Origin of the sequence: Terriglobus sp. (assembly GCF_965201105.1) — a bacterium.
Taxonomy (GTDB): Bacteria; Acidobacteriota; Terriglobia; order Terriglobales; family Acidobacteriaceae; genus Terriglobus.
The window spans coordinates 1,480,556-1,506,277 of the sequence record NZ_OZ241741.1; the positions used below are offsets into that span (position 1 = coordinate 1,480,556).

A 25,722-nucleotide genomic window follows, 5' to 3' on the forward strand; every position below is an offset into this window, starting at 1 on the left:
GGCATTAGACCCATATGTTGGAGTTGGCTCAGAATTGCACCGCGCGTCCGCCCATGTGCAGAAGCTATCGTGCTGAAGTCTTCGGAGCGAAAGAAAGCGGAACGAAGCCGCTCGATTTCTTCCTGTTCCCAACGCTGACCCTGCCGACTCGGTACAGCTGGAGTAGGCGAAGCCTTCTTCCGGCGTCTCGGGTGGGAACGTTTGTGGTCGCTTGTTCTCCGCTGAACTTGGTTTAGAACGGATCGCAGGACAAAGACAACGTCCGGATCGCGAAGTAAATGGCCCGGCGGAACTGGATGACCATTACGGACGTCGATGCCTTTGCATAGCTGCTGGAGTAGCAGTAAGTCGTCACTATCCACGACCTAGTTATATGGCCGATCGCTGTCGCTTATGCCTGAAAAAGTCGGAAAGCATCGTCCCACATTCGTGGGAGAGCAGGCCGGCGGTGACTTCGACGCGGTGGTTGAGCTGGGGGTGGTTGAGGACGGACAGGACGGAGCCGCAGGCGCCGGCTTTGGGATCGGGGGCGGCGTAGATGAGCCGGGCGATGCGGGCGTGGAGGATGGCTCCGGCGCACATGGCGCAGGGCTCGAGCGTGACGTAGAGGTCGCAATTGGTGAGGCGGTAGTTGCGGAGGTGCTGCGCGGCCTGGCGCATGGCGACGATCTCGCAGTGGGCGGTCGGGTCGGAGTCGCGGATGACGCGGTTCTGGCCGCGGCCGATGATCTCGCCGTCGTGAACGATGACGGCACCGACGGGAACTTCGCCTTCGGAGCGGGCTTGCTGCGCTTCGGCGATGGCCTCGCGCAGGAAGAGTTCGTCGGCAGCAGCGGAGGGCTCCGACATTATGCGGGTTCCTGTTGTGTCATGCAGTGGAGCGCGCCGAGACCCCAGATGAAGTCGCCGCAGTGGATGCCGACGGTGCGGCGGGTGGGGAAATGGCCGGCGATGAGGTTGAGGGCGATGCGGTCGTTTGCGTCGTTGAAGGTGGGGACGAGGACGAGGCCGTTGGCGATGTAGAAGTTTGCGTAGGAGGCGGGGAGGCGCTCGCCGTCGAAGACGACGGGAGAGGGCATGGGGAGTTCGACGACGTTCCAGGGCTGGCCGTTCGGCTGGCGGGCGGAGCGGATGCGGTCGAGGTTCTCGGCGAGCGGAAGGTGGTTCTCGTCCGATGTGTTGTATTCCGTCGCGAGCAGGATGGTATCGGTGCTGACGAAGCGGGCGATGTCGTCGACGTGGCCGTGGGTGTCGTCGCCGGCGCAGCCCCGGTTAAGCCAGAGGACCTGATCGATGCCGAGATAATCGTGGAAGAGTTGTTCGAGCTGTTCGCTGCTGACCCCGGGGTTACGCTGCTGGACTTCGCTGAGCAGGCATTCTTCGGTGGTGAGCAGGGTGCCTGCGCCGTTCACGTCGATGGAGCCGCCTTCGAGGACGAGGCGGTGCTGTTTGCCGTTGAGGTCGATGCTGGGCTGGAAGCTGCGGGTGTTCTGCAGAGAGGCGACGTGCTGCGGAATCTGGTCGTCGTTGTGCCAATTGGCGTACTTGGCCCAGGCGTTAAACTTCCAGTCGGTGATGGCGAGGTCGCCGGCGGCGTTCTTGACGAAGATGGGGCCAGAGTCGCGGAGCCAGATGCGGTCGGTGCGCCAGTGGTGGAAGTGGAGGCGCGCGAGGTTCGCGCCGGCGCGGGTGAGGATGCGGCGGGCGACTCTTTCGGCGCGCTCGTCGTTGACGAGGATGTTGACCTCTTCGACCTGGCTGAGGTGGCGCACGATCTCTGAGTAGACCCACGGGATGGGCTGAAATTTGCCGGGCCAGTCCTCGGCGTTGTGGGGCCACGCGATCCAGGTGGAGGTGTGCGGTTCCCACTCGGCGGGCATGCGATAGCTGAGGCTCTGGGGTGTTTCTGTCATGCGTTGATCTCCGCTCAGCGCTTCTGCGGGCACGAGCAAAATGCGGGTTTCTCCACTACGCAGAACGATGAAGCTGTTCTGCTTCGGTCGAAATGACAGTGTGTTGGTCAAGCCAACGGACTAAGCCATGAGGAAGCGCTTGGTGACACCTTCGTAGGCGTCGATGCGGCGGTCGCGGAGGAAGGGCCAGTGCTGGCGGGTGATCTCGACGAGTTTGGAGTCGATGTCGGCGTAGAGGGTTTCTTCCTGGTCGTGGGAGGCCTGGGCGACGACGCGGCCGAAGGGGTCGGCGATGAAGGAGCCGCCCCAGAACTCGAGGCCGGCGCCCTCGGGACCGCGGAGGAGTTCGCCGTTGACGATGACCTCGCCGTGTTCGTGGCCGACGCGGTTGACGGCGCAGACCCAGACGCCGTTGGAGATGGCGTGGGCGCGCTGCGTGGTGCGCCAGGCATCGTACTGGGCTTCGCCAAATTCGGCCTTTTCGCTGGGGTGCCAGCCAATGGCGGTGGGAAAGAAAAGGGTTTCCGCGCCTTTGAGTGCGGTGACGCGGGCGCCTTCGGGGTACCACTGGTCCCAGCAGACGAGCGTTCCGATGTTGCCGGCGGAGGAGTTGAGCGCGCGGAAGCCGAGGTCGCCGGGGGTGAAGTAGAACTTCTCGTAGTAGAGCGGGTCGTCGGGTATGTGCATTTTGCGATACACGTCGGCGATGCTGCCGTCCTTTTCGAGGGTAACGGCGGTGTTGTGGTAGAGGCCGGGGGCGCGGCGTTCAAAGAGCGAGGCGATGATGACGACGCCCTGCTCCCTTGCGACGGCGGAAAGGCGATCGGTCGAGGGGCCGGGGATGGATTCGGCGATGGCGAAGAGGGCGTGGTCTTCGCGCTGGCAGAAGTATTGGGCGCGGAAAAGCTCGGGCAAGCAGACGAGGTTGGCGCCGGCTTGTGCTGCCTCGGTGATGCGTGCGGCGGCTTTGTCGAGGTTTTTTTCGGTGTCGGCCTCGCAGCTCATCTGGATGAGGGCGACGCGAGTGTTTTTCATGATGCGCCTTTCTGAGCGGCTACGCGGATGAGATGAAGCGCGGTGCTATTTGGGATGTTGGCCCGAACCGCCAGCTATGGGTCGCGCCTTCAGCGCTCTGACGCTTGGGTCATTGCAGACCTAGGCCTACGGCCTAGGCTGGTATGAGACGGGCCTTTGGCCCTGTCTGCGGGGTTGGATGAACCAGCTTCGGTTCTGCCTGCGGGCTCTGCGGGAACGAGTTCCGCATGATGTTTCCACGATCGGTTTAGCGGAGCACATCGCGAATATCGGCGGCGAGTTGATCGACGCGGGCGGGGTCGGTGTCCCAGGCGAACATGAAGCGGGCGCCGCCGCCGATGAAGGTGTAGAAACGCCAGCCGCGGTCGCGAAGTGCGTTGAGCCGGTCTTCGGGTGCGAGCAGAAAGACGGCGTTGGCTTCTGTCGGGAACATGAGTTGCACGCCGGGAATGTCCGCGATGGAATCGCGAAGATGCTGGGCACAGTGGTTGGCATGTTCGGCGTTGCGCCGCCAGGTGTCGTTGCCGAGCATGCCAAGCCAGGGCGCGCTCAGGTAACGCATTTTGCTGGCGAGCTGGCCGGCCTGCTTGCAGCGGTACTCAAAATCCTGGGCGAGCTTCTTGTCGAAAAAGAGGATGGCTTCACCGATGGCCATGCCGTTTTTGGTGCCGCCGCAGCATAGGACTTCAACGCCGGCTTTCCAGGTCATTTCCGCCGGGGTGCAGCCAAGGCTGACCAGCGCGTTGAAGAAACGTGCGCCGTCCATGTGAAGGTGAAGGCCGAGTTCACGGCTCACATCGCAAAGGGCGCGGATCTCATCGCGCTGGTAGACCCGGCCGGTTTCCGTGCTCTGGGTGATGGTGACGACTTTTGGTTTTGGAAAATGGATGTCGGTGCGGGAGGTGGCGAGTGCGCGCACGGCGGCGGGCGTGAGCTTGCCGTCGGCTGAGGGAGCGGTCAGGATTTTGGAGCCGTTGGAAAAAAATTCGGGTGCGCCGCACTCGTCGGTTTCGACGTGCGCGCTTTGCGTGCAGATGACCGAGTGGTAACTCTGGCAGAGCGAGGCGAGTGCAAGCGAGTTGGCAGCAGTGCCGTTGAAGACGAAGAAAACTTCGCAGTCGGTTTCAAAGAATTCGCGGAAGCGGTCGGAGGCGCGGTCGGTCCAAGTGTCATCGCCGTAGGCGGTGGCGTGACCGGCGTTGGATTCCTGCATGGCGGCCCAGACTTCGGGGCAGACGCCGGCATAGTTGTCGCTGGCGAACTGTTGTTGATTTTGGATAGGAGTGCCCATCTGATTCGCGATGTTTGCCGCTCGTTCAACTAGACCGGAAGCGCATTAAAAACGTGTTTACCGGCAAGATCGAGAAGCCGGCCATCTCTTGTGAGAAGTGTCATTCCATAGACGCGACATGTTGATGCAAGCGCTCGATCAATCGGGTCTTTGTGAAAGTCTTTCGGAAGCTGTGCCGAGTCGATCGCTACGTCGTAATCGAACGCAACCGGACGCACGCCGGTTGTGCGGATCGTGTCATACATCCAAGTGCGGACCGGACCTTCGAACACGAGACTGCCGTCTTCGCCCTTGCGAGCCAGTTCCCAGACGGAGAGCGGCGAAAGGTAAAGAGATTCATTGGAGGCAGCCGCACGGCAGAGCGCAACCGTATCAGGGCTTAGCTGAATTCCGACCGCAAGCCAAAGCCAAGTATGTGAGTCGAGAAGCAGCTTCAATAAAGGTCTCCCCACTCCTCCGGCGGAAGTGGTGCCATGATATCGCCTACGATTTCCACCGTGCCTTTCATGCATCCGTAGATGTCGGGAAGCGGTTTTTCATCAAACGGAACGAGCTTTGCAATTGGTTTACCGCGTTTGGTGATCACATATTCGCCTGCCTCGTGTACAGACGCCAACATTAGCAGCAGATTCGTTTTCGCAGCTGCCGCAGCGATGTTGGTCGGGAGCTTCTTTCGCACCGGAACAACCCCATGTTTGGCCGGTTTCGGTTTGTTGGGAAGTGCGGTAAGACCCATCTAGTCACCTCGGAATGACCACTCTAGTTTAGCACTGGTTCGTAAGCGGAACGCACCCGCCGCGGCGGGTGCGTTGCTGGAAGCAGGGTGGTGCTACTCCTTATCGTCGTCGTCGAAAATGAGGATGGCGGCGGCGATGGTCGTGGTCCAGAGGCCTTTTTTGTCGCCGACGGCGCTTTGCGTCACGTTGGCGGTACGAACGATCTTGTTGGAGATACGGTAAATCTCCTTTTTTTCATCCCAGCTCTTGTCGGGGTCGAAGTCGACGTCGAGCGTGGTGGCAAGCATTTCGGCGGCGAGCTCTTCGGCGTAGTCGCCGGCCTGCTCTTCGGTTTCGCCGAAGCTGTGGTGCTCGGAAAGATAGCCGTAGGTATTGCGGTCGGTCGGGATGGCGACACCGATGGAGCTGACGACGAGGCGATGTGCTTCACGGGTGCTGTTTTCCGCAACAACGGCGAAGACGACCTCGCCCGGATTGAGGTACTTCAAACCTTCCTTGCGGGTGATCATCTTGCACTTTGGCGGGAAAATGGAAGACACGCGGACGAGGTTCTGTGCCGCGATGCCCGCGTCGCGCAATGCCATTTCGAACGACGTGAGCCGTTCTTTGTGCCGTCCAACGCCTTTGGTGAAAAACAGGCGCTTGGGAACCATATTCATGCCCAACTTGGTAGCTCCTCGGGTGGGTTGCTCAGGCGAAACCCTGGCGGATGGGAGCCGCTGGAAGCCTTGGTCGCCCATGCGGCAAATGGTGGTTAGCTGCAGGCTTTACTGCGTCGAAGGCGGAGAATTTCACGCCAGCGCAGGCTTTCTGCGATCGGTGCCGTGCCCGGGCACCCGATAGAAAATACCACAGTTGGCCCCACCGGAATATGAACGCGCTTTCAGGGCGCTGTCTATTTGATGCACGGCTGCAGGCGGGCGCTCTGCTATGGTGAAACCAGCGGATTTCACCAGTCTGCAACCGTTTCTGCAGTTTGCGTTTCACCCATCTCAGCCGGCGCGTGCCTGCGGGGCGCCGCGCCGCATCTTGAAGAGGAGCTGTCATGTCTGGTACGTATCGCGATTTCCTGGAACTATCGTACGAGGAGCTCGAAGAGAAAAACCTTAGCCTCAAGGAAGAGCGCAAGCAGCGCACCGATGCAGGCAAGCTGCAGGAAGCCCGGCTGAAGGACCTGACCGACACCAAAGGCGTGAAGGCGGTGACGGTGCTGTTCAGCGACCTGGAAGGCCGCCTGCACATGCTGGACTACGACAAGAAATTCCTGGTCAACAGCTTTGACAATCTGACCTTCGACGGGTCGTCGATCCGCGGCTTTACCGCGCAGAAGGAATCGGATCTACGGCTTGGGTTGGACTGGGGATCGTTCTACTGGACACCCGCGGATGTGTTCGGTTCGGGTAAGGCGCTGGTCTTTGGCGAGGTGATCGACAAGGATGGAAAGCCCTACGCGGCCGATTTGCGGGGCATGCTGAAGCAGTTTGCGACGCAGCAGTTCAAGGACAACGGTTACACACTCAACGCGGCGAATGAGATCGAAGGATTCCTGTTCGACGGTGTGGATGCCGAGCGGAACTTTGCGAAAGCCGGCAGCTTTGAGTATGTGAACGCGGGCGGCTATTACCATTCGCTGCCGGGCGACCCGCTGCGCGAGTTCATTGACACCGCCGCAGAGGTGCAGCGTGCGATGGGCTTCGAAAATGAGAAGGACCATCCCGAGGTGGCACCGTCGCAGTTTGAAATCAACTACACGTATGGTGAAGTGGTTTCGGCGGCCGACCAGATTCAGCTCTACAAGCTGATTTGTCGCCAGGTCGCGACGCAAATGGGCATGACGGCTTCATTTCTGCCGAAGCCGGTCACGGGCGTGAACGGCAGCGGCATGCACACCAACGTTTCGATTACCAAGGACAAGAAGAACCTGTTCTGGGATGCGAACGGCCAAGAGAAGATTTCGGAGTTGGCTTGGAGCTTTATCGATAAGATACTGACGGCCGGGAACGATCTGTGCCTGTTGCTGAATGCGAGCGTGAATGCGTACCGGCGGCTCGATCCGCACTTTGAAGCGCCGAATCAGATCAAGGCTTCGGCTACTGACCGTGGCTCGATGATCCGCATTCCGATCGGCAATGAAAAATCGGCGCGGGTGGAAGTTCGATCGGTCGGGCCGGATGCGAACCCGTACGCGGTTTTGCTGTCGATTTTCAAGACTGGTCTGGATGGCGAGATCGGGAGGATCGAAAACCTGCGCCAGGCAGAGCGCTACCTGCCGGACAATGTCTATACGGCCATTGAGAACTTCCGTGGCTCGGAGTGGGCTGGCAAGCTGCTGGGCGAGGACGTGAAGGGACGCTACGCGGACCTGAAGCAGGCTTCGGCAGATCGTTGCGCGCGGCTGCTGGGCACGATTGTGAAGGCGCCGGAGGTGCAGTTTCACCACGACGTCTATAACCAGCTGCTGTGGGGCCAGTTCTAGGATTACGTTCATGTTGGACAACGGGAGAGGCTTTGCCTCTCCCGTTTGCTTTTAGCGGCGAGCGATGCCGAGCGGAACGCGGAAGCTGATACCCGCTCCGAAGCGGAGATTGCGTTGACGATTGTCGGCGCCGTTTGGCAGATTTGTCTGGATCAGGTCCAGCTGAACGGGGCGCACGGCGATGGTGCGCGTGAGGCGGAGCTCGTATGCGCCACCGATGGCATAGGCGAAGGCCGTGGCGGTATCGGCCGCGTCCGTGCCACGGCGAAAGTCGGCGTCAAAGCCGCGAACGGCTCCAAAGAGCGCCTGGGCGAAAAAGTTGTGATGTGCGCCGAGGCTCGCTATGTATCGCGGTCCGGCGAGCAGCGTGATCGTGCTGAGTTGCCGCGACGTGCCAGGGACGAAGCTGGCATGGTTGCCTGCGGCTTCGACGGCTACGGCCAGGCCGCCGTGTACTGCCAGCGTCGCGTCGACAGCTGCACCCTGCAAGAGGAAGCAGCCACAGCTGCCGGGCGGCGAGTTGGCGCGAGTGGCAGCGTAGCGAAGGCCGACGCGAACGCTTGGCGGGGCATCGTTTGGAGGTGCCTGGCTGCGGGCAGCCGCTGTTCCCATCGCTGTCATGCAGCATGCAAGGATGAGGCTGGGAGAAATACGCATCACGGCTGCACCACAACGGTAAATGTGGCGCTATGGGTAAGCGTTGCGCCGGTGACGCCGGGGCATGCGGCCGTGACCGTCACGGCGTAAGTGGAGCCGGCGGACTGCGCGGCGACACTGTTGCTGCTCAGGTAGCCTCCGCCGCAACCTTGCATCAGCAGTGGCAAAGTCGCCAGCGCGGTGGCTAGCAGGGTCTTGATGTTTGCCTTGCGTGAGAAGACCAGGAATAGAGGCGCGATGCAGGCCAGCCAAAGCTCGCGATGGTTGCGGCTGGAGAGAGTGACAGGCAGCTTGAAGGCTATATTCACGGGGACTGGGTCGCTGGCGATGGTGACGGGCACAGGAGTGACGTTTACGGTGGAGCCGGCGGGAAGTCCATCCACGGCTACGGTGACGGTCTGGTTCAGCACGCCACTGACCGGCTGCAGCATGAGCGAGAGGGAACCGGCGCTCCCGCTGTGCAGTACCACACGGCTACTCACGGCGGCAACCGTGAAGTCCGGCGGTGTCGCCACGGTGACCGCCGTGCCCGCTGAACTGCTGCCGAGATAGCGAACATCGCCGTTGTAACGGGCGCTGAGGGTGTGGTTTCCTGCTGCCAATGTGCCCGTGGTCAGGGCGGCTTGTGCTGACGGGTTCAGAGTGCCGCTGCCGAGTTCTGTGGTGCCGTCGAGAAATGTGACCGTGCCGGTTGCCGCGATCGCGCTGCCACCGATGACCGACGCCGCAAGCGTGAGCGGCGTGCCGGCGTAGTTGACCGTGCCGGTGGTCTGCAGCGACGTGCTGGAGGTGAGTTGCGTGCCTGTGCGCAAGCCGGTTCCGGTTACGGTGACGCGCTGGGGCGGCGCATTCTGTATGTCTACCTGAAGCATGCCGGTTGCGACACCGTCGGTTTGCGGGGTGAAGGTGAGACTGAGATTGCAGGACGCGCCGGCGGTGAGCTGGAACGGTGCTGTGCCGCACGTTGAGGTTGTGGATGCAGCGAAGGAGGCCGGCACCGTGATGCTGGTCACCAGGAGCGCTGCGCTGCCCGCATTGCGCAAGAGCAAAGACCGAGGCAGGCTGGCCGTGGCGATGACGGTGTCAGAGAAGGTGAGGTGGGGCAGACTGACCTGGACTATCTGATTGCTGTCGCGGTCGATCGCGGCAAATTGGGCGGAGGTGCCACTGGAGCTGGTGTCCAGTAGCGAGACCGGTGCTCCCATCGGTGTTTCTGCCGGCGCGACGGTTCGATCCAGAACGCCTTGTACGCCGGAGCCCAGGGCGGAGCCCGCGCCGCTGCTGCTGATCTGCGCGACACGGTAATTGCCAGAGTCGGCGATGAGCGTGTCACCAAAGGAGTTGAGGGTGATGCCGCTGGGCCGCCGCAGTGCAACCGATGCGGTGTTGAAGGTGTGCAACGTTCCGTCGCTTTGAAGAATGAAGATGCAGTTGCTGCCGCGGTCGGCGATGAGCACGGAGCCGTCGGAGCGCACGGTCAAGGCGACCGGTGTGTCCAGGTGCGCTGCGGTGGCCTGTGTCCCGTCGGGGGAGCGGCCTTGCGTTCCGTCGCCGGCGACCGTGGCGACCGTGCCGTTCGCGCTGATGTGCCGCACGCGGTGGTTGGCGGAATCCGCGATGTAGAGGTCGCCAGTGAGGCCCGCCGCCAAGCCGAGCGGAGTGTCGAGCTGAGCGGCAACGGCGCTGGTGCCATCACCGCTGAAGCCTGCCTTGCCGGTGCCAGCGACCGTGTGGATCACACCGCCGCTGTCGATGCGGCGGAGGCGGTGGTTGTGTGTGTCTGCAATGTAGAGTGTGCCATCGGCAGTGACGGCCAGGCCGGACGGACTGTCGAGCTGCGCCTGGGTCGCGGGACCTTCGTCGCCCGCGAAGCCCTGCGCGCCAGTACCCGCGATGGTGGAGATGATGCCGTCAGGCGAGATGCGGCGGATGCGATGGTTGCGGGTGTCTGCCAGGAAAAGATTGCCTTGGCTGTCCTTTGCCATGGCGGATGGGTTCCCCACCTGCGCGGTGGTTGCGGCTGTGCCTTCGCCGCGAAAGCCTGACGATCCGGTACCCGCGCGGATGGATATGACCGGGGCAGGCAACAGGACAAGCACGGCATCTTGCGCGCGGAGAAACGGGAGCAAGAGCGCGAGAATCGGCAAGGCGAGGCTGAGGTGCAGGAGGCGCATTTGGGGACGCGCACAGGTGGGAGAGAAGCGTGATGGCGGCTCAACTCATGGGATGGCCTTTATGGCGCGCCGTTTGGAAGCAGTATAGCTGGTGAGAGTGGTCTCTCATTTCGAGAGAGTTTGTGAAAGCAGGTATCTCCACGAAGCATGCGCAAAGAGCGCGCATGCTCCGGTCGAGATGACGAGGTTGAGGTATGTGCGAACTCACATCAGGCGAAGAGGAACTCTTTGGTCCGTAGTTCCTTGATGGCATCGCGGAGCTTGGCGGCACGCTCGAATTCGAACTTTTTGGCGGCTTCGCGCATTTCGTTCTCCATGCTGGCGATGTGCTTGTCGAGTTCCTGCTGCGAAGTGAAGGCCGGGATGCTGTCATCGGTGGCAACGTCGGCGTAGTCGGCTTCGGCGATGCCGACGAGTGCTTCACCGATGGCTCGTACGACGGACTGCGGCACGATGCCGTGTTCGTCGTTATAGGCCTGCTGAATTTCGCGGCGACGCCCCGTTTCATCGAGCGCGCGGCGCATGGAATCGGTCATGATGTCGGCGTAGAGGATAGCGCGGCCTTCCACGTGGCGGGCGGCGCGGCCGATGGTCTGGATGAGAGAGCCCTGGGAGCGGAGGAAACCTTCCTTGTCGGCGTCGAGGATGGCGACAAGGGAAACTTCGGGGAGGTCGAGGCCTTCGCGAAGGAGATTGATGCCGATGAGGACGTCGTACTCACCTCGGCGCAGGTCGCGGAGGAGCTTCACACGCTCGAGTGTTTCGATCTCCGAGTGCATGTAGCGGCACTTTACGCCGACCTCGGTGTAGTAGCCGGAGAGGTCTTCGGCCATGCGCTTGGTGAGTGTGGTGACGAGCACGCGTTCGTTGCGGGTGACACGGTCGCGGATTTCGGCGAGCAGGTCATCGATCTGGCCTTTGATGGGACGGATCTCGACGGGCGGATCGATCAGGCCGGTGGGACGGATGATCTGCTCGACGACGACGCCGGCGGACTTGGTGAGCTCGTAGGGGCCGGGCGTGGCGGAGACGTATACGATCTGGCCGGTGCGCTGCTCGAACTCTTCAAAGCGGAGTGGACGATTGTCCATCGCGGACGGCAGGCGAAAGCCGTAGTCGACCAGGTTGCCCTTGCGGTTGCGATCGCCGTGCCACATGCCGTGCAGTTGCGGGACGGTGACGTGCGACTCGTCGATGAAGAGCAGGAAGTCGCGCGGGAAGTAATCGAAGAGCGTGGGTGGAGCTTCGCCGGGGAGACGGCCGCTGAAATGGCGCGAGTAGTTTTCGATGCCGTGGCAGTAGCCGACGGACTTGATCATCTCGAGATCGAAGCGGGTGCGCTGGTGGATGCGCTGCGCCTCAACCATGCGACCCTCTTTTTCGAGCTGCGCCTCCCAGTCGGTGAGCTCGTGCACGATGGAGTCGATGGCGCTGCTCTTGCGCTCGGGCTGCACGACGTAATGGCTCTTGGGGTAGATGGGCAGGCGTGCGTACTTTTGCTTGACGGTGCCGAAAAGCGGGTCGATCTGCGCGAGGGAATCGATCTCATCACCGAAGAGCTCGATGCGGTAGGCGTTTTCGTCATAGGTGGGGTAGACCTCGACCACGTCGCCGCGGACGCGGAAGGTGCCGCGGCGGAAGTCGCCGTCATTGCGCTCGTAGAGGATCTCGACGAGGCGGCGGGTGATGTCTTCGCGCTTGAGCTTCTGCCCTTTTTCGAGCAGCATGAGCATACCGTAGTAGGCCTCTGGCGAGCCCAGGCCGTAGATGCACGAAACGGAGGAGACGATGATGCAGTCGCGGCGCTCGAAGAGGGAGCGCGTCGCGCTGAGACGCAGCTTGTCGAGTTCCTCATTGATGGTGGCTTCCTTCTCGATGTAGAGGTCGCCGGCGGGAATATAGGCTTCGGGCTGGTAGTAGTCGTAATAGCTGACGAAGTATTCGACCGCGTTCGTGGGGAAGAACTGTTTGAATTCATGGTAAAGCTGGGCAGCGAGCGTCTTGTTGTGTGCGAGCACCAGCGCGGGACGGTTCGCGGCCTGAATCACCTTGGCCATGGTGAAGGTCTTGCCCGAACCGGTGACGCCGAGCAGCACCTGGTGCTTTTCGCCTTCGGTGAGGCCACCGGTGAGTTCGGCGATGGCGCGCGGCTGGTCGCCCTGCGGCGTGTAGTCGGTCGCAAGCTGGAAATCCATGCGATCATTTTACCTTTTGTTCGCCTGTGACGAGCGTATCAATGCCCTGTATCGCAGCGATTGTTCGCGGAGCGTAGACCTGCAGAAGTTGTGCTGTGCGGCCAGCAGTGAGTTGAAAGGGTCGTCGGTGGAGCGCGTATCTCCGATGCTTGCGACGTTGCCGGCGCGGGGGGGGGGCGTGGCTGAGCCGCAGCGGATCAGTACACTCATGGTTTGAGCGTTTTGCCTGCCACTTCGAATGACGCGTCGACCTTGCGCGGACGTCCGCTTGCGATCGCGCTTTTGTCGGCGACTGCATTGTTTATGGAAAACCTGGACGCGACGATTCTGACGACAGGGTTGCCGGCAATGGCGCGCGATTTCCATGTAACGCCGATTGCGCTGAACGTCGGGATCACGTCGTACCTGCTCACGCTGGCGATACTGATTCCGGCAAGTGGATGGGTTGCGGAGCGATTCGGTGAGCGGAAGACGTTTGCGACGGCTGTGCTCGTGTTCACGTTGGCTTCTGTATGCTGCGCGGTGAGCCGGGGCTTGCCCTGGTTCCTGGTGAGCCGCGTGCTGCAGGGTGCCGGCGGGGCGATGATGGTTCCCGTAGGACGCCTGATGGTGGTGCGTTCCGCGAGCAAGGCGCAGCTGATGAAAGCCATCGCGTATACGATTTGGCCTGCGCTGACGGCACCCATTCTGGGTCCGGTGGTTGGTGGATGGATTATTCACGTGGCGAGCTGGCCGTGGATGTTTCTGCTGAACGTGCCGATCGGAGTGGTGCTGTTTGCCCTTTCACTTGGGGTCGTGCGCGACAGCAGGTCAGAGGGAAAAACGCAGCCTCTGGATGTGGCCGGGGTCCTGCTGACCGGGTTCGCATGCCTGCTGCTGATTGTGGCGTTGGAAGGGTACGAAAATGGTGCGACGGCCCTGGTTGGGGGCGTTCTGTTTGGGTGCGGCGTTCTGGTGTGCCTGCTTACGGCCCGGCACATGCAAAGGAGTGCGCGTGCACTGTTCCGTCCGGCGCTGTTTCAGATCGCGACCTTCCGCACGGTGATGGTCGCCGGCTCGCTGTTTCGGATGGCCGTATTCTCCGTGCCGTTTCTGCTGCCTCTTTTGTTTCAGACAGCATTCGGGCTGGACGCGTTAAAGTCCGGATCGCTGACGATGGCGGTGTTTGCCGGCAATCTTGCGATGAAACCCTTGACGACGCCGCTGCTGCGACGGTTTGGGTTTCGTGGCGTTTTGCTTGGCAACGGCGTGGTCACCGTTCTGCTGCTAGCCGCCTGCGGATGGTTGCGCGCCGGGACACCGGTTCCGCTGGTGCTGCTGGTGTTATTTCTGGGCGGCGCGGGACGGTCCATGGAACTGACATCGCTGACGACGCTGGGGTTCGCAGACCTGCCACCGGCGCTGGCTGCCAGCGGCACCACGTTTGCGACCATGGTGCAGCAGATGACTGTCAGCCTGGGTGTGTCTGTTGCGGCGCTGGTGTTGCACCTGACTGGCGGGTCGAGTGCTGGCCACGCGGGACACGGAAACTTTCGGGCGGCATTCTGTGTGATGAGCGCGCTTGCGCTGGCAAGCCTGTTTTGGTTTGGGCGTCTGCCAGCGGAAGCAGGGAGCGCCGTGAGTGGCTTCCGGGTGCGCAGAACTCCGGAAGTGGCTGGCTAGGAGAAGGCTGCGCGCTTGTGAGCGGTTCACGGAACTCCGTCACCTGCCTGCACGAGCGCCAACCAATCTGTCGCGTTCTGCGCAAGAGCGTCGGGTCCTTCCGCCAGCATTTTGGAGGTAGCAAAGCCCCACATGCAGCCCCAGGCGCCGATACCGGCGTTGCGGGCGGTGCGGATGTCCACCTCCGAGTCGCCGACCATGATGATCTCGTGCGCTTGGAGACGTTCGCCTCCGAGTTGCTCTGCTTCGCGCCAGATGGCGAGCAGGCCTTCGGGGTCCGGCTTCTTCGTCGTGAAGCTGTTGCCGCCGTAGTTGCCGAAGAAGTACGGCGTGAGCCGGAGTGCGTCACAGATGCGGCGAGAGGGGTTGACCGGCTTGTTGGTGAGCACGGCCATGAGTGGAGCGTTTGGGGATGTCATGAGCGCAGCGAGGGAGGAGAGTACGCCCGGGTAGACCTCTGTGTGGTCTAGCAGGTGCTCGCGATAGTAGGACAGGAAGAAAGTGAGCGCCTTGTGATGCCGGAATGATGGGTCACCGGCTGAGGCTTGCAGGGAGCGCTCCACCAAGGCAGTCGCACCATCGCCGATGAAGCCTGCGATTCGATCGTCGTGGAGCGGTGGCAAATTGCAATGCCGAAGCGTCGCATTGACGCACTCAATCAGATCTCGACGAGAATCGATCAGCGTGCCGTCCAGATCAAAGATGAGGAGCTTCGGTCGCGTCAACGATCGATCCACAACGCCCAGAGCAGGCCACGCTCCAGGATGCCGTTAAAGAGCGGATCCTGATAATCCTTGCTGTCATGTCCAAGGGCGAGGTAGAACTCGCGGCTGTTGTCGAAGGTGTGGCTCCATGCCAATGGAAGTGCGGCGGGAAACTGCTCTGCATCCTGCGCCTTTTCTCCGAGCGAGAGCGCGTTGCGCTGCGTGGTCAGCAGGATGTGCAGGTCCGGTGCAAGGCGGTCCAGAAAGTAGCACTCATCGGTCCACGGAAAGGTGGATGGAAGCGAGCGTGTGATGGGGAAGGATGGGTCCGTGACGGTAACGGTGAAGCTTTGCTCCGGCGGATGAAACGCGAAGTGACCGCCGAGGACTTGCTGAAAGTAGGGCCAGTCACGTTCGCTGCCGGAAGCAGAATGCACGGCGACGAAGCCATGGCCCTGATGGATGTAGGCGCGGAAGGCCTCACGCTGCGCGTCCGTGGCAAACGCCTCATTGTTGCTGTTGCTGAAGACAAGCGCGTCGTACCTGCGGAGGTTACCCGGAGTAAAGACGCTGGGATCATCGGACGTGTCCACGGTGATTGTGTGCCGTGCGCCGATGCGGCGAAATGCTTCCACGCTGGAAGCGATGTTCTGGTGCACGTAGCCCTTGCCGTTGGGCGTGTAGTTGCGTGTGTAGACAAGAATGCGTTTCGCGGGGTCCTGCGCAGAACACATGCTTGTAAGGAACAGAATGGCGAGTAGTACGACAAGGGTGGAACGGTTTGATTTAGGCATAGCGGCGCAGCATGCCTAGAACCTTGCCCTGGATGGTGACGCGCTCCGCGGGGGCGAAGATGGGCGCCATCTCGCTGTTGGACGGTTGCAACCGGACGAGCGGACCTTCCTTGTAGAAGCGCTTGAGGGTAGCGTCCGCACCGTCGACGAGGGCGACGACGATCTCACCTTCGCGTGCGGTGGCGGTGCGCTCGACCAGCACGTAATCGCCATTGACGATGTGCTCGTCGCGCATGGAATCTCCGCGGACCTCGAGCGCGAACACCTCGCGGCTGCCCACGATCTCAGACAGTGAAATTGTTTCTGCCGTCTCGATCGCTTCCACGGGCTTGCCGGCTGCGATGCGACCCATGAGCGGCAGGCGATCGTTGGTACGACGAGTCTTCTGGGCCAGGACGTCGATCGAGCGGCTGCGATTGTGCGCGCGCTGCAACAGCCCTTTATTGTGCAGGTTGGTCACGTGCTTATGCACGGTCGCAAGGGAGTTCAGCCCGAGGCCGGTTGCAATCTCCTCATAAGACGGTGAGTACCCTTTGCGCTGAGTGAAGGCTGACAGAAAGTCCAACACTTCTTTTTGCCGCCGCGTGATCGCCATGTCGTGATTGTAGCGAATAAAAAGCGAAGTGCAAGTATGGCTTTGAGAGCGAACCAAAATGAGCACATTGCGGACCCAATTCCCATTTTGAACCACCTCGGGAGAAGGGACGTTGCAGCCTGCTTGCGACGGCTATAGACGACAATGCATCTTCAGCATGCACCCAAATGAGAGGACGCTCACCGTCCCGATTTACCGCTTTCTTTATCCAGGTCCCAATAGAAAATGAGGGAACAAAATGCAGGTTTTGCTTGTTGAAGATGATATTGCCTTGGCTTCATTCTTGAGAAAGGGTTTGGAACAGCAGGGTCATACCGTGACGTACGCCGCGAATGGCGAGGCGGGTGTTTTTGCCGCGGCGGAGTGCCAGGCAGACGTGATCGTGCTGGATCTGAACCTGCCACGCCTGGATGGCGTGGAGGTGCTTCGCCAGATGCGCGCCGGCGGCATTCAAACGCCGGTGCTGGTGTTGACCGGGCGCGGCTCCGTGGAGGAGCGAATCCGCTGCCTGGATGCGGGTGCGGACGATTTTCTGACAAAGCCTTTTTCGTTCTTTGAGCTGGCTGCGCGCTGCCGCGCCATGCTGAGGAGACGGAGCGCCGAGGCGGAGACCTCGCTGGTGCGTCACGGAGCCTTGCAGGTGAATCGCCTGACGCGCACCGTACACCTTCGCGGGACCGAAGTGGTGCTGACCGCGAAAGAGTTTGCGTTACTGGATTACCTGCTGCAGCATCGCGGCCGGCCCGTAGGAAGGCCAGAGCTGCTGGAGAAGGTTTGGAAGATGGCGGCGGATTCCGGCACCAACGTTGTCGACGTGTATGTGAACTACCTGCGCCGCAAGCTGCGCACGAGCAACGCCGACGAGGACCTGATTGTCACGGTGCGGGGCAGCGGCTATGTGCTGACGGCCGCTTCGAACTCACCGACCATGCTGCTGAAAGAGCCTGTGCTTCCTGCTCCTTTTCAGTTCTCCAGTCCGGCGCTGCGATCTGTTCCGACGGCGGTGGCGGCATGAGCGGCCTGCAGGCTGGGCCCCAGCGCACGAAGCTACATGCAACGCTGCATGAACTGAGCCAACCACTCACCGTGGTGAGCCTGGCGCTGACTCTGGCGCAGGCGTCTACGAGTGATGCCGAGCGGATGCTCGCGCTGGAGGCGGCCGTGGCGGAGTGCCAGCGCGCCATGAACTCGGTGCGGCAGTTGCGCTCCATGCTGGATGAGGAGGTGCCGTCAAAGCGCCCAGTTATTGGAGTGAAGACCTGGGCCGGAACAGAAGCGCAGTGGGAATTTGGAGGTGCGGCATGACGCAAACTTTGGGACGGAACATGGTGGCACCGGTGCCGCCGCGCATTGCGGCGCTGGGAAGCACGGTATTGCTGGTGAGCGCGAATGCGGCGCTGCGGTCACAGTTGGCGCAGACGTTGCGCGGACTGCGCTGGACCGTGCAGGAAGCCGAGAGCGGTGCGCAGGCGTGGCTGCGCCAGGAGGATCGGCCGTGTGGCGCGGTGCTGCTGGATGAGTGGTTGCCGGACCTGACGGCGCGCGAGTTCGCGCAGCAGTTTCTGCAGCAGTTTCCGACAGTGGACATGCTCTCGATGCAGGGAACTCCGTTCGCAGCAGCGGTTCGGAGCCCGCGACGCAATGAGCTGCTGCTGGCGCTGCGAGACGCCGAACACCTGTGTGAGGCAACACCAAGCGGTGGCGCTCCGCATGCTGCAACAAGTGGCGTAACGTCATTTGCGACGACGCCGTGTTCGGTGGAAGCCAAGCGGCAGCGCAGCACGGAGCGTGTCTTCGCCCTGCCTGACATGCTGGGAGCGAGTGCGGCGATTCAGGAGCTTGCCGAAATGGTCCGGCTTGCCGCGCCGCATGCGGCAAGCATTTTGATTGAGGGTGAGACCGGCACAGGCAAGGAGCTGGTCGCGCAAGCCGTACACCGGTTAAGCGCGCGGGCGAACAAGCCGTTTGTAACGCTGAACTGCGCTGCGATTCCGGAACAGCTGCTGGAGTCGGAGCTGTTCGGACATACACGCGGCGCGTTCACCGGAGCGGTGAATTCTCGCATGGGCCGCATTGAAGCTGCGCACGGCGGCACGCTGTTTCTGGACGAGATCGGGGAAATGCCGCTGCCGCTGCAAGCGAAGATGCTGCGTTTTCTGGAGTGCGGCGAGATCCAACGCATCGGAGAAAACGAGACGTCGCGGGTCGATGTACGCATCGTTGCCGCGACGCACCAGACCTTGGAGAAGAACGCGGAGGAGGGCCGCTTCCGCCTGGACCTGTTCCACCGTCTGGCGGTCTTTCCGGTCTTTGTACCACCATTACGCGACCGCATGGACGATTTGCCGATGCTGGTGCACTACGCTCTGGAGCGCCTGGGGCAGGAATTGCCCCAACGCAGCATCAGCTCGGCAGCATTGGAATTATTAGAGGCGCACCATTGGCCAGGCAATGTGCGGGAGCTCCTTCACGTGCTGCAACGTGCCGCCATTCTGAGCACCCACTGTGTTGAGATTGGGCCGGAACACATCCGTCTTCGCCTGCGTCCTTGAGAAGCTCACCTTTATGTGACATGTCCCTTCTTAGGCCGCTCTTAGAGCGGCCAATCTTTTTGTGGCAGTCCACGTGCACCCTGGTCCGGTAACGGAGGAAGAAGCATGTTGGACGCGCCGATCACCGAAGCACTCAGCCGGTATCTGGATTTACAAACATCGCGCATGAAGCTGACCGCGACCAATATGGCGAACGTGGAAACGCCGGGTTATCGCACGCAGGGCATTGACACGGATGGAGAGTTTGCGCGCGCACTGGGCGCGCATGGCTTTGTCGATGCGCCGACGGTGCAAGAGACGCAGGGCCTGATCGCACGCCCGGACGGGAACAACGTTTCCATGGATCGGGAATCGATGCAGATGGCGGAAACGCAGTTGCAGTTCCGCACGGGCGTGGAGTTGCTGCGGCACCAGTTCACGATGTTGTCAGACGCGATCCGCTCGGATGCGAAGTAAGGAACGGCGATGAACCTGTTCGGTGTGATGCATGTGAGCGGAGCGGGGCTACAGGTGCAGCGGATTCGCGCCGAGGTAGTAGCCACGAACATGGCCAATGCCGAGACAACGCGCACGGAAGACGGGACACCGTATCAACGCCGGAATGTCATTCTGCAGGCCGGTGCCGGCTCGGACTTCGTTCACATCACGGGCAGCATGGGAAGCACGGGCCCAGGTCATGACGGCAGCAACGCCGTGGAGGTCGCGGCCGTGATGCCCAGTTCCGCTCCGCCTCTGCTGCGCTACGACCCGACTCACCCGGATGCGGACAGCTCCGGCTTCGTGGCCTACCCGGACATTAACCCGCTCACGGAAATGGTGGACCTGATGGGAGCGAGCCGTGCATACAGCTTGAACGCGGGCGCTTTGCAGGCGGAAAAGGGCATGCTGACCGCCTCGCTGGACCTCTTGAAATAGATCGGACTCGCTATGACCAACACTGCACCTCTGACTTCCGCTACCTCCCGTTCCGTCTCGCAGCCAACGTCGGCCACGCAGCCTGTGTCCTCCGCAATGGGCAACGGGGCCGCAGGGGGATCGTTTTCTGCCTTGTTCGGTGCGGGCATGCAACAGGCCAGCAACCTGGAGGCGCAGGCGCAGTCGTCGGTGATGGACCTGTTGCGCGGCAATGGTGTGGAGGTTCATGACGCGATGATCGCGACGCAGCAATCGGAGCTGACGTTTGAACTCGCGCTGCAGGTCCGCAACAAGGCTGTTGCGGCGTACCAGCAGATGATGCAAATGCAGTTTTAGCAAGGCACGGCCGGACAGAGCCCCACTGAAATAGAGCAGAAGCCAATAGCAGGCAATGGATTAGGAAGCGATGAACTGGGTCGAGCAGTGGAACAAAATAATGAGCACCCTGCGAGCGCGGTGGGGAGCACTGCCGCCGGCGCAACGTCGCGTGCTGCTGCTGAGCGCACTTGCATTTGTGATGCTCGGAAGTGTGTCCGTGTGGTGGAGCACGCGCACGGATTGGCGCGTGCTGTTTCGCGACCTGGATGGCCGGGATGCGGCACAGGTGCAACAGGAGCTTGCGGCGGCGGGTATCCCTTTTCAAAGCACACCGGACGGCGTTGCGATCGAGGTCGCCGCCGAAAATCTGGACAAGGCTCGCGTCGCGATCGCGGCCAAGGGCATGCCGCAGTCGGGACGGCTTGGCTTTGAATTGTTCGACAAGCCCAATTGGGCCGGCTCGGAGTTTGATGAGAAGGTGAACTATCAACGCGCCCTGGAGGGCGAGCTGGAGCACACGATCGCCACGATGGACGCCGTGCGATCGGCACGCGTGCATCTGGTGTTACCCGTGCGCGGCGCATTTTCCAGTGAGGACCAGGCGGCGAAGGCCAGTGTGGTGCTGACGCTGCGGCACACCGTCGATCCGCGGACTGAGGGCGCAGCGATGCGGTCCCTGGTTGCCGGCGCGGTGGAGGGGCTCTCGCCTGGCGCGGTTGTGTTGATCGACGCGGACGGGCGTCTGGACTTTTCGGGGAACAGCGGTCAGGGTCTGTCGCACGAGGAAGAAGCGGCGCTGCAGCAAAAGGTGATTGCGTTGCTGGAGCCGCTGGCCGGCGTTGGGAACGTGCGCGCAACAGTCAACATTAGTTACGTGACGGGCAGCGAAGAGCGGAGCGACGAGGTGTACGACCCGAACAGCGCGGTTCCCGTGTCGACGCAGAAGACGGAACAGATGTCACAAACAGCGCGTGCGGGCGGCATTGCAGGAACGGCCAGCAACACGCCGGCCCTGGTTCCGGCGGCGGCTGCGCCCGCTTCAGGGTCCAATGCCGGGCAGGCAGCGACGCCGGCAACGACCACAACGACCGCGGGGAGCGGGCCGGTGCAGTCAACCCGCGAGGAGACCAGCAGCTACGCGGTCACACGGCACACCGTGCACACCGAGGAGGGACCTGGGCGCGTGCGGCGCATTGCCGCCGCGGTGGTCATTAACGATCGGGCCGTGCCGGGCGGAGAGGGCAAGAACAGCCGAACAGTGTGGAAGCCGCGAAGCGCGGATGAGATGAAGCGCTTGCAGCAGATTGCGCAAGCGGCGGTCGGCTTCGATGCTGCCCGTGGCGACGAAGTGGTTGTGCAGAACCTGGCATTCTCCGGCAACGCCGATCAAGTTGCGCCCTCCGGCTTTGCTGCGGTAATGAGCCAGGGCAAAGACCTGCTTCGGAGCCAGCCGTCTCTGCTTCGTTCGTTGACGATTGGAGCGTCGCTGCTGGCGTTTGGTCTGCTGGTATTGCGGCCGCTGGGCAGGCAGACGGTAGCGGCGCTGGCGCTGCCGGAACCAGGCGCGCGTATCCAGGATGCCCAATTGTTGCTGGATGCCGATCGTCCCAGAACCGAAGGAGGCATGCCTGCGCCGCACGAGGTTGCCACGCATGATTCACAGCGGCTGCTGCAACATGTGGCGGCACGCATTCACGCTGAGCCGCAGGGCAGTGCGCGCCTGGTGGAGTCGTGGATCACGGCGGGTACGGAGGCGGAGGTATGACAGCGTTGCTCGAAGCCAGAAATCCGGTCAGTGCGGCAGCGGCCACGTCGCAGCGAGGACCACGCAAAGCGGCCATTCTGCTGATGGCATTGGGCGAGACGGACGCCAAGCCGATCCTGCGAAGCCTGCAGGCGGCCGAACTGCAAAAGGTCACCGAGGAGATCGCGACGATTCGCGATGTGACGCCAGAGGAGAAAGCTGCGGTGCTGCTGAGCTTTTATCAGCTGCAGCAGGCGCAGGAGTTCGTGCTGCACGGGGGCCCGGAGCATGCGCAACGTTTGTTGACGGAGGCGGTAGGGCGCCAGCGCGCGGAGGACCTGCTGCGGGAGGTGCACGGTGCCACGGCAACCGTGCAAGCCGATCTGGCCGAGCTTCAGAAGATGGATCCGGCGCACTTGAGCAAGTTCCTGGAGGGCGAGCATCCGCAGACGGTCGCGCTGGTTCTGGCGCATCTGAACCCGAAACGCGGGTCGGTGGTGTTGATGCAGCTTCCTGAAACCCTGCGTGTGGATGCGATTCGCCGGCTGGCGGAGATGCGGCAGTTTTCGCCGGAAATGGCACAAAAGGTGGCGAACATTCTGTACAAGCGCATTCAGGCGCTGGGCAGCCACGGGCGGCAGAACTATGCAGGTTTCCGCGCCGTAGCCGACCTGCTGAACCGCCTGGACCAGAACGCGAGCAAGAGCATTCTGGAGCAGATTGAAACCAACGAGCCCGGGGTGGCGGTGAATATCCGGAACCTGATGTTCACCTTTAACGATCTGTTGACGGTGCAGCCGAACAGCATACGCGAACTGGTGGGCGCGGCGGACAAGCGAGTGCTCGCGCTGGCACTGAAGAACGCCGATGAAAATTTGCAGGCGCACCTGTTCCGCGCCATGAGCTCACGTGCGGTGGAGATGATGCAGGAAGATATGGAGTCGTTGGGGCCGGTACGCGGCAAAGACGTGGCACAGGCGCAGCAGGAGCTGCTGGCGCTGGCACGCAAGTTGGAAGCAGAAGGAAAGATGACGTTAAAGGTGGAGGTGGATGGCGATGCAATCTGAGCCGATGCAGGCGTTTGCCGGAGCGAGCGGGTTTGAGGCCGGGTTCGAAGCTGGGCCTTTGCTGTTTCGGAACTTGAGTTGGGGGTCGCCGCGCGCCTCAGAAGTAGAGATGGCGCAAGCTGCTGTTCCCAGTCCCGCCGTGGATCTGCCCAGCGTGATCGAAGCGGCGCGGGAAGAGGGCCGGCAAGAGGCAGCTGCCACGCTGCAGGAGAACATGGAGCGGCGCGTGCAGACTGAGCGCGAACATGTGAGCTCAGCGCTGGACGCGTTCGTCGCGGAGAAGCGGAAGTATTTTGCTGATCTGGAAAAGGAAGTGGTGCGGCTTGCGCTGGCCATTGCGGAGCGCGTGCTGCACCGGGAAACCGCTATGGATCCGACGCTGCTGGCCGGCGCGGCACGGGTGGTGCTGGAACAGGTGAACCAGGACAGTGCAGTCACGCTGCTGGTTGCGCCCGGTGACGTGGCGCCATGGCGTGCCGCAATTGCGACACTTGGCCGCGATGTGGAACTGCGCGAGGAAAGCTCACTCCAGGGCGGGGAATGCCTGCTGCAAACGGAAGCCGGCTCGTTTGAGCTTGGCTTGCGGTCACGGCTGTGCGAGATTGAGCGCGGCTTCTTTGAGCTGCTCGGACGTAGCGCAGCTGTGGCAGTCTGACGCGATGCTGCTACAGGCCTACGTAACGCAGCTGCAGGCCGTGCCGCCGTTGCGCGGCTTCGGCACGGTGGTCCAGGCCAATGCGGTCTCGGTCGAAGCGGAGGGTATTCGCTGCGCATTGGGCGATGCATGCGAGATCCTGGCGCTGTCGGGACGGCGGCACGCCGCGGAAGTGATTGGCTTTCGCGGCAACCGCGTGATTGCGATGCCGCTGGAGACGGTACAAGGGATTCGATTCGGTGACCGGTTGTTTCGCGATGGAAGCGGTGCTGGCTTACCGGTGAGCAACGCGATGCTGGGCCGCGTCTTGCGCGCAGATGGAACACCAATCGATGGTGGTCCGCCACTGCCGGTGACGACGCGTGTGCCACTGGACCGGCTGGGCCCTGGTCCCATGGAACGTGAGCCGATTCGTTCCCCGCTGGGTACCGGTGTTCGCGCGATCGACGCCATGCTGACGATCGGCCGCGGTCAACGCGTCGGTCTGTTCGGTGGCTCCGGCGTCGGCAAGAGCACGTTAATCGGCATGATGACGCGGAACACCGCCGCGGATGTAACGGTGGTCGGTATGGTGGGCGAACGCGGCCGCGAAGTGCGCGAGTTTCTGCAGGATTCGCTGGGCGAAGCAGGGCTGCGCCGGAGCGTCGTGATCGTGTCCACGTCAGACGAATCGCCGCTGATGCGCATGCGGGCGGCCCTGGCCGCAGTGGCGACAGCGGAGTACTTTGCGGCGCAAAGTAATAGCGTGTTGCTGGTGCTCGATTCACTGACCCGGTACGCCATGGCCGCCCGTGAGGTCGGCTTGGCGGCGGGTGAGCCACCCGCGTCCAAGGGCTACCCGCCCAGTGTGTTTGCGCGTCTGGCCAAGCTGCTGGAGCGCGCAGGACGGTTCGAGCGGGGCAGCATTACGGGGCTGTACACCGTGCTGATGGAAGGCGACGACGAGCAGGATCCGGTAGTCGATGCGGCGCGTTCGATTCTGGACGGCCATGTGGTTCTGTCGCGCGACCTGGCGGGCGCGGGGCACTACCCGCCGATCGATGTGTTGCGCTCATTGAGCCGCCTGATGCCAGCAGTTACGTCTGCCCCGCATCGTGATCGCGCGCGCCATGCGCGGCGGCTGCTTGCGGCGTACCAGCGCGGGGAGGACCTGCTGCGTGTGGGTGCGTATCGCGCAGGCAGCGATCCGGATTTGGATGCGGCCGTGCGACTGAGGCCACAACTGCAACGAGTGCTGCAGCAGGGTATCGAGGAAGCCGTTTCGATGGACGATGCAGTGTCTTCACTCGCATTTCTGGAGAGCGCGTCGTGACAGAGACCGTAAAACGGCTCGAACGGCTGCACACTCTGCGTTGCCGCATGGCGGAAGCGGCTGCGGCGGATCGCAAGCGAGTTGCACAGGATATGCGGGCCGCGGAGCAGGCGAACGCCGCTCTTCGTGCGGAGGTCGCAACGTCGATGCAGGCGAGAGGCTGTGACGCCCGGCCGTGGTCCGAACGGCATGCGCAGCTGCAGGTTGCGGCCGGGATCAGCGAGGGGCTGATGCGTCGGCGCGAAGATCTTCTGGAAGCAGCCGACAGGACGGCTTTGATTGAGCGCGCGGCTGTTGAGGCACGTGAGCAGATGAGTCGCATGCTCACGCATATGCAGGCGGAAATCGCGCGGGAGCAAGCGCGGCGTGAACAGGCGCAGATGGATGACCTGTTTGCGACCACGCGTGTGCGTGCCGCGATGGCTACATCTTTCTAATCCGGCAGGGTGCGGCTGCGGAACACGACGTGCACTCTTCATGGCGTGACGTTCTCATTCATAGGCGGTGGCATCACGGTCGGAGCCGGTCAGGTTATATCGCACGCTGCATCGAGCGAAGCGCCGCGGCCGGCAGAAGCAGCGACGGGTGAGGTTGTGTCGTTTGGCGACACCTTACGTGCCGCTTCAGGACGAAGCACAGCAGTTGTAAACCAGAGTGAAAGGAAGAGGCTGGACGCGAAACCTGCAGGAAGCGACGGAACGGAACAGAAGCTGGTGACAGTCGCGAAGCAAGGACCTGCGGTCGAGAGTTCACAAGACGGGGAAGACGCAGCAGTGAAGTCGCAGAACGTTGAAGCTGGCCTGACCACGATCGTCTCGCAGGTGCAGGCGGAAACCTCGATATCCAGCGAACCGTCTGCAACCCCGACGAACGTTTGCAATGCTCAGAGTTTCGAAGCCGCCAAGAATCCTGCGACACAGGAAGAT

26 protein-coding genes are annotated in these 25,722 nt (G+C 62.1%); 13 read left to right on the forward strand and 13 right to left on the reverse strand.

What is annotated here, in order from left to right; translation table 11 throughout:
* Positions 1-369 precede the first annotated feature (369 nt).
* The 7 genes from tadA to ACOFKT_RS06530 form a co-directional block, all read right to left on the reverse strand.
* On the reverse strand, positions 370-849 hold the full coding sequence (gene tadA / locus ACOFKT_RS06500; RefSeq protein WP_419806596.1) for a tRNA adenosine(34) deaminase TadA: 480 nt from the start codon (positions 847-849) through the stop codon (positions 370-372).
* A complete protein-coding gene (locus tag ACOFKT_RS06505; protein ID WP_419806597.1) occupies positions 849-1,913 on the reverse strand; it encodes an agmatine deiminase family protein in 1,065 nt (354 codons plus the stop codon). The genes tadA and ACOFKT_RS06505 overlap by 1 nt, the downstream gene beginning before the upstream one ends.
* Before the next feature lie 120 nt (positions 1,914-2,033).
* Positions 2,034-2,948 (reverse strand): carbon-nitrogen hydrolase, encoded by a 915-nt coding sequence (locus ACOFKT_RS06510; RefSeq protein WP_419806598.1) that lies wholly within the window; start codon positions 2,946-2,948, stop codon positions 2,034-2,036.
* A 247-nt stretch (positions 2,949-3,195) separates the two neighbouring features.
* Complete coding sequence (locus ACOFKT_RS06515) at positions 3,196-4,239, reverse strand: threonine aldolase family protein (protein ID WP_419806599.1); 1,044 nt, start codon at positions 4,237-4,239, stop codon at positions 3,196-3,198.
* Positions 4,240-4,268: 29 nt separating this feature from the next.
* Entirely contained in the window at positions 4,269-4,676 is a 408-nt protein-coding gene (locus ACOFKT_RS06520; protein WP_419806600.1) for a type II toxin-antitoxin system VapC family toxin, read from the reverse strand.
* Positions 4,673-4,975: a type II toxin-antitoxin system Phd/YefM family antitoxin gene (locus ACOFKT_RS06525; RefSeq protein ID WP_419806601.1), complete on the reverse strand. Its 303-nt coding sequence runs from the start codon at positions 4,973-4,975 to the stop codon at positions 4,673-4,675. The genes ACOFKT_RS06520 and ACOFKT_RS06525 overlap by 4 nt, the downstream gene beginning before the upstream one ends.
* Positions 4,976-5,068: 93 nt before the next feature.
* Positions 5,069-5,635 carry a pyruvoyl-dependent arginine decarboxylase gene (locus ACOFKT_RS06530; RefSeq protein WP_419806602.1) on the reverse strand — a complete coding sequence of 189 codons (567 nt, stop codon included), beginning with the start codon at positions 5,633-5,635 and terminating at the stop codon, positions 5,069-5,071.
* Positions 5,636-6,021: 386 nt separating this feature from the next.
* Here ACOFKT_RS06530 and ACOFKT_RS06535 point away from each other — a divergent pair, with 386 nt between their 5' ends.
* Complete coding sequence (locus ACOFKT_RS06535) at positions 6,022-7,452, forward strand: glutamine synthetase family protein (RefSeq protein ID WP_419806603.1); 1,431 nt, start codon at positions 6,022-6,024, stop codon at positions 7,450-7,452.
* Between the two features lie 51 nt (positions 7,453-7,503).
* On the opposite strand, the gene ACOFKT_RS06540 is transcribed toward ACOFKT_RS06535, so the two are convergent.
* The 3 genes from ACOFKT_RS06540 to uvrB form a co-directional block, all read right to left on the reverse strand.
* Complete coding sequence (locus tag ACOFKT_RS06540) at positions 7,504-8,109, reverse strand: hypothetical protein (protein WP_419806604.1); 606 nt, start codon at positions 8,107-8,109, stop codon at positions 7,504-7,506.
* A complete protein-coding gene (locus ACOFKT_RS06545) occupies positions 8,109-10,283 on the reverse strand; it encodes an Ig-like domain repeat protein (protein ID WP_419806605.1) in 2,175 nt (724 codons plus the stop codon). The genes ACOFKT_RS06540 and ACOFKT_RS06545 overlap by 1 nt, the downstream gene beginning before the upstream one ends.
* A gap of 209 nt (positions 10,284-10,492) precedes the next feature.
* Entirely contained in the window at positions 10,493-12,478 is a 1,986-nt protein-coding gene (uvrB, locus tag ACOFKT_RS06550) for an excinuclease ABC subunit UvrB (protein ID WP_419806606.1), read from the reverse strand.
* Positions 12,479-12,691: 213 nt separating this feature from the next.
* Between uvrB and ACOFKT_RS06555 the strand changes: the two genes are divergently transcribed.
* On the forward strand, positions 12,692-14,140 hold the full coding sequence (locus tag ACOFKT_RS06555; RefSeq protein ID WP_419806607.1) for an MFS transporter: 1,449 nt from the start codon (positions 12,692-12,694) through the stop codon (positions 14,138-14,140).
* Positions 14,141-14,166: 26 nt separating this feature from the next.
* Here the strand turns inward: ACOFKT_RS06555 and ACOFKT_RS06560 are convergent, their stop codons facing one another.
* Genes ACOFKT_RS06560 through lexA form a run of 3 tightly spaced genes read right to left on the reverse strand, consistent with a single transcriptional unit; the run spans position 14,167 to position 16,233 of the window.
* Complete coding sequence (locus ACOFKT_RS06560; protein WP_419806608.1) at positions 14,167-14,865, reverse strand: HAD family hydrolase; 699 nt, start codon at positions 14,863-14,865, stop codon at positions 14,167-14,169.
* Entirely contained in the window at positions 14,862-15,578 is a 717-nt protein-coding gene (locus tag ACOFKT_RS06565) for a ThuA domain-containing protein (RefSeq protein WP_419806609.1), read from the reverse strand. The genes ACOFKT_RS06560 and ACOFKT_RS06565 overlap by 4 nt, the downstream gene beginning before the upstream one ends.
* A 52-nt stretch (positions 15,579-15,630) precedes the next feature.
* Entirely contained in the window at positions 15,631-16,233 is a 603-nt protein-coding gene (gene lexA / locus ACOFKT_RS06570; protein ID WP_419806610.1) for a transcriptional repressor LexA, read from the reverse strand.
* A gap of 238 nt (positions 16,234-16,471) precedes the next feature.
* Between lexA and ACOFKT_RS06575 the strand changes: the two genes are divergently transcribed.
* From ACOFKT_RS06575 to ACOFKT_RS06625, 11 genes are all read left to right on the forward strand, one after another.
* The gene (locus ACOFKT_RS06575) at positions 16,472-17,248 is read left to right on the forward strand and encodes a response regulator transcription factor (RefSeq protein ID WP_419806611.1); all 777 of its coding nucleotides are present in this window, start codon (positions 16,472-16,474) and stop codon (positions 17,246-17,248) included.
* Positions 17,245-17,538: a hypothetical protein gene (locus ACOFKT_RS06580; protein WP_419806612.1), complete on the forward strand. Its 294-nt coding sequence runs from the start codon at positions 17,245-17,247 to the stop codon at positions 17,536-17,538. The genes ACOFKT_RS06575 and ACOFKT_RS06580 overlap by 4 nt, the downstream gene beginning before the upstream one ends.
* Positions 17,535-18,785 (forward strand): sigma 54-interacting transcriptional regulator, encoded by a 1,251-nt coding sequence (locus ACOFKT_RS06585; RefSeq protein ID WP_419806613.1) that lies wholly within the window; start codon positions 17,535-17,537, stop codon positions 18,783-18,785. The genes ACOFKT_RS06580 and ACOFKT_RS06585 overlap by 4 nt, the downstream gene beginning before the upstream one ends.
* Positions 18,786-18,890: 105 nt before the next feature.
* The gene (locus tag ACOFKT_RS06590; RefSeq protein WP_419806614.1) at positions 18,891-19,241 is read left to right on the forward strand and encodes a flagellar basal body rod protein FlgB; all 351 of its coding nucleotides are present in this window, start codon (positions 18,891-18,893) and stop codon (positions 19,239-19,241) included.
* 9 nt (positions 19,242-19,250) lie between these two features.
* On the forward strand, positions 19,251-19,700 hold the full coding sequence (gene flgC, locus ACOFKT_RS06595; RefSeq protein WP_419806615.1) for a flagellar basal body rod protein FlgC: 450 nt from the start codon (positions 19,251-19,253) through the stop codon (positions 19,698-19,700).
* A gap of 12 nt (positions 19,701-19,712) precedes the next feature.
* Positions 19,713-20,036, forward strand: a complete 324-nt coding sequence (fliE, locus tag ACOFKT_RS06600; RefSeq protein ID WP_419806616.1) for a flagellar hook-basal body complex protein FliE — start codon at positions 19,713-19,715, stop codon at positions 20,034-20,036.
* Positions 20,037-20,136: 100 nt separating this feature from the next.
* On the forward strand, positions 20,137-21,783 hold the full coding sequence (gene fliF / locus ACOFKT_RS06605) for a flagellar basal-body MS-ring/collar protein FliF (RefSeq protein ID WP_419806617.1): 1,647 nt from the start codon (positions 20,137-20,139) through the stop codon (positions 21,781-21,783).
* Positions 21,780-22,829, forward strand: coding sequence for a flagellar motor switch protein FliG (gene fliG / locus ACOFKT_RS06610; protein ID WP_419806618.1), 1,050 nt, complete (start codon positions 21,780-21,782; stop codon positions 22,827-22,829). Before fliF ends, fliG begins: the two co-directional genes overlap by 4 nt.
* Entirely contained in the window at positions 22,813-23,484 is a 672-nt protein-coding gene (locus ACOFKT_RS06615) for a FliH/SctL family protein (protein WP_419806619.1), read from the forward strand. The genes fliG and ACOFKT_RS06615 overlap by 17 nt, the downstream gene beginning before the upstream one ends.
* A 4-nt stretch (positions 23,485-23,488) precedes the next feature.
* Positions 23,489-24,796 carry a FliI/YscN family ATPase gene (locus tag ACOFKT_RS06620; protein WP_419806620.1) on the forward strand — a complete coding sequence of 436 codons (1,308 nt, stop codon included), beginning with the start codon at positions 23,489-23,491 and terminating at the stop codon, positions 24,794-24,796.
* Entirely contained in the window at positions 24,793-25,233 is a 441-nt protein-coding gene (locus ACOFKT_RS06625) for a hypothetical protein (RefSeq protein ID WP_419806621.1), read from the forward strand. The genes ACOFKT_RS06620 and ACOFKT_RS06625 overlap by 4 nt, the downstream gene beginning before the upstream one ends.
* Positions 25,234-25,722: the final 489 nt, after the last annotated feature.

What these genes read in the sequence shown, in the direction of transcription:
- ACOFKT_RS06540 (WP_419806604.1), bottom strand. Translation starts at nt 8,109, where the DNA reads ATGCGTATTTCTCCCAGCCTCATCCTTGCATGCTGCATGACAGCGATG.
- ACOFKT_RS06565 (WP_419806609.1), bottom strand. Translation starts at nt 15,578, where the DNA reads ATGTGTTCTGCGCAGGACCCCGCGAAACGCATTCTTGTCTACACACGC.
- ACOFKT_RS06585 (WP_419806613.1), top strand. Translation starts at nt 17,535, where the DNA reads ATGACGCAAACTTTGGGACGGAACATGGTGGCACCGGTGCCGCCGCGC.
- lexA (WP_419806610.1), bottom strand. Translation starts at nt 16,233, where the DNA reads ATGGCGATCACGCGGCGGCAAAAAGAAGTGTTGGACTTTCTGTCAGCC.
- uvrB (WP_419806606.1), bottom strand. Translation starts at nt 12,478, where the DNA reads ATGGATTTCCAGCTTGCGACCGACTACACGCCGCAGGGCGACCAGCCG.
- ACOFKT_RS06525 (WP_419806601.1), bottom strand. Translation starts at nt 4,975, where the DNA reads ATGGGTCTTACCGCACTTCCCAACAAACCGAAACCGGCCAAACATGGG.
- ACOFKT_RS06545 (WP_419806605.1), bottom strand. Translation starts at nt 10,283, where the DNA reads ATGCGCCTCCTGCACCTCAGCCTCGCCTTGCCGATTCTCGCGCTCTTG.
- flgC (WP_419806615.1), top strand. Translation starts at nt 19,251, where the DNA reads ATGAACCTGTTCGGTGTGATGCATGTGAGCGGAGCGGGGCTACAGGTG.
- fliG (WP_419806618.1), top strand. Translation starts at nt 21,780, where the DNA reads ATGACAGCGTTGCTCGAAGCCAGAAATCCGGTCAGTGCGGCAGCGGCC.
- ACOFKT_RS06580 (WP_419806612.1), top strand. Translation starts at nt 17,245, where the DNA reads ATGAGCGGCCTGCAGGCTGGGCCCCAGCGCACGAAGCTACATGCAACG.
- ACOFKT_RS06505 (WP_419806597.1), bottom strand. Translation starts at nt 1,913, where the DNA reads ATGACAGAAACACCCCAGAGCCTCAGCTATCGCATGCCCGCCGAGTGG.
- tadA (WP_419806596.1), bottom strand. Translation starts at nt 849, where the DNA reads ATGTCGGAGCCCTCCGCTGCTGCCGACGAACTCTTCCTGCGCGAGGCC.
- ACOFKT_RS06535 (WP_419806603.1), top strand. Translation starts at nt 6,022, where the DNA reads ATGTCTGGTACGTATCGCGATTTCCTGGAACTATCGTACGAGGAGCTC.
- fliF (WP_419806617.1), top strand. Translation starts at nt 20,137, where the DNA reads ATGAGCACCCTGCGAGCGCGGTGGGGAGCACTGCCGCCGGCGCAACGT.
- ACOFKT_RS06515 (WP_419806599.1), bottom strand. Translation starts at nt 4,239, where the DNA reads ATGGGCACTCCTATCCAAAATCAACAACAGTTCGCCAGCGACAACTAT.
- fliE (WP_419806616.1), top strand. Translation starts at nt 19,713, where the DNA reads ATGACCAACACTGCACCTCTGACTTCCGCTACCTCCCGTTCCGTCTCG.
- ACOFKT_RS06510 (WP_419806598.1), bottom strand. Translation starts at nt 2,948, where the DNA reads ATGAAAAACACTCGCGTCGCCCTCATCCAGATGAGCTGCGAGGCCGAC.
- ACOFKT_RS06530 (WP_419806602.1), bottom strand. Translation starts at nt 5,635, where the DNA reads ATGAATATGGTTCCCAAGCGCCTGTTTTTCACCAAAGGCGTTGGACGG.
- ACOFKT_RS06590 (WP_419806614.1), top strand. Translation starts at nt 18,891, where the DNA reads ATGTTGGACGCGCCGATCACCGAAGCACTCAGCCGGTATCTGGATTTA.
- ACOFKT_RS06620 (WP_419806620.1), top strand. Translation starts at nt 23,489, where the DNA reads ATGCTGCTACAGGCCTACGTAACGCAGCTGCAGGCCGTGCCGCCGTTG.
- ACOFKT_RS06615 (WP_419806619.1), top strand. Translation starts at nt 22,813, where the DNA reads ATGGCGATGCAATCTGAGCCGATGCAGGCGTTTGCCGGAGCGAGCGGG.
- ACOFKT_RS06575 (WP_419806611.1), top strand. Translation starts at nt 16,472, where the DNA reads ATGCAGGTTTTGCTTGTTGAAGATGATATTGCCTTGGCTTCATTCTTG.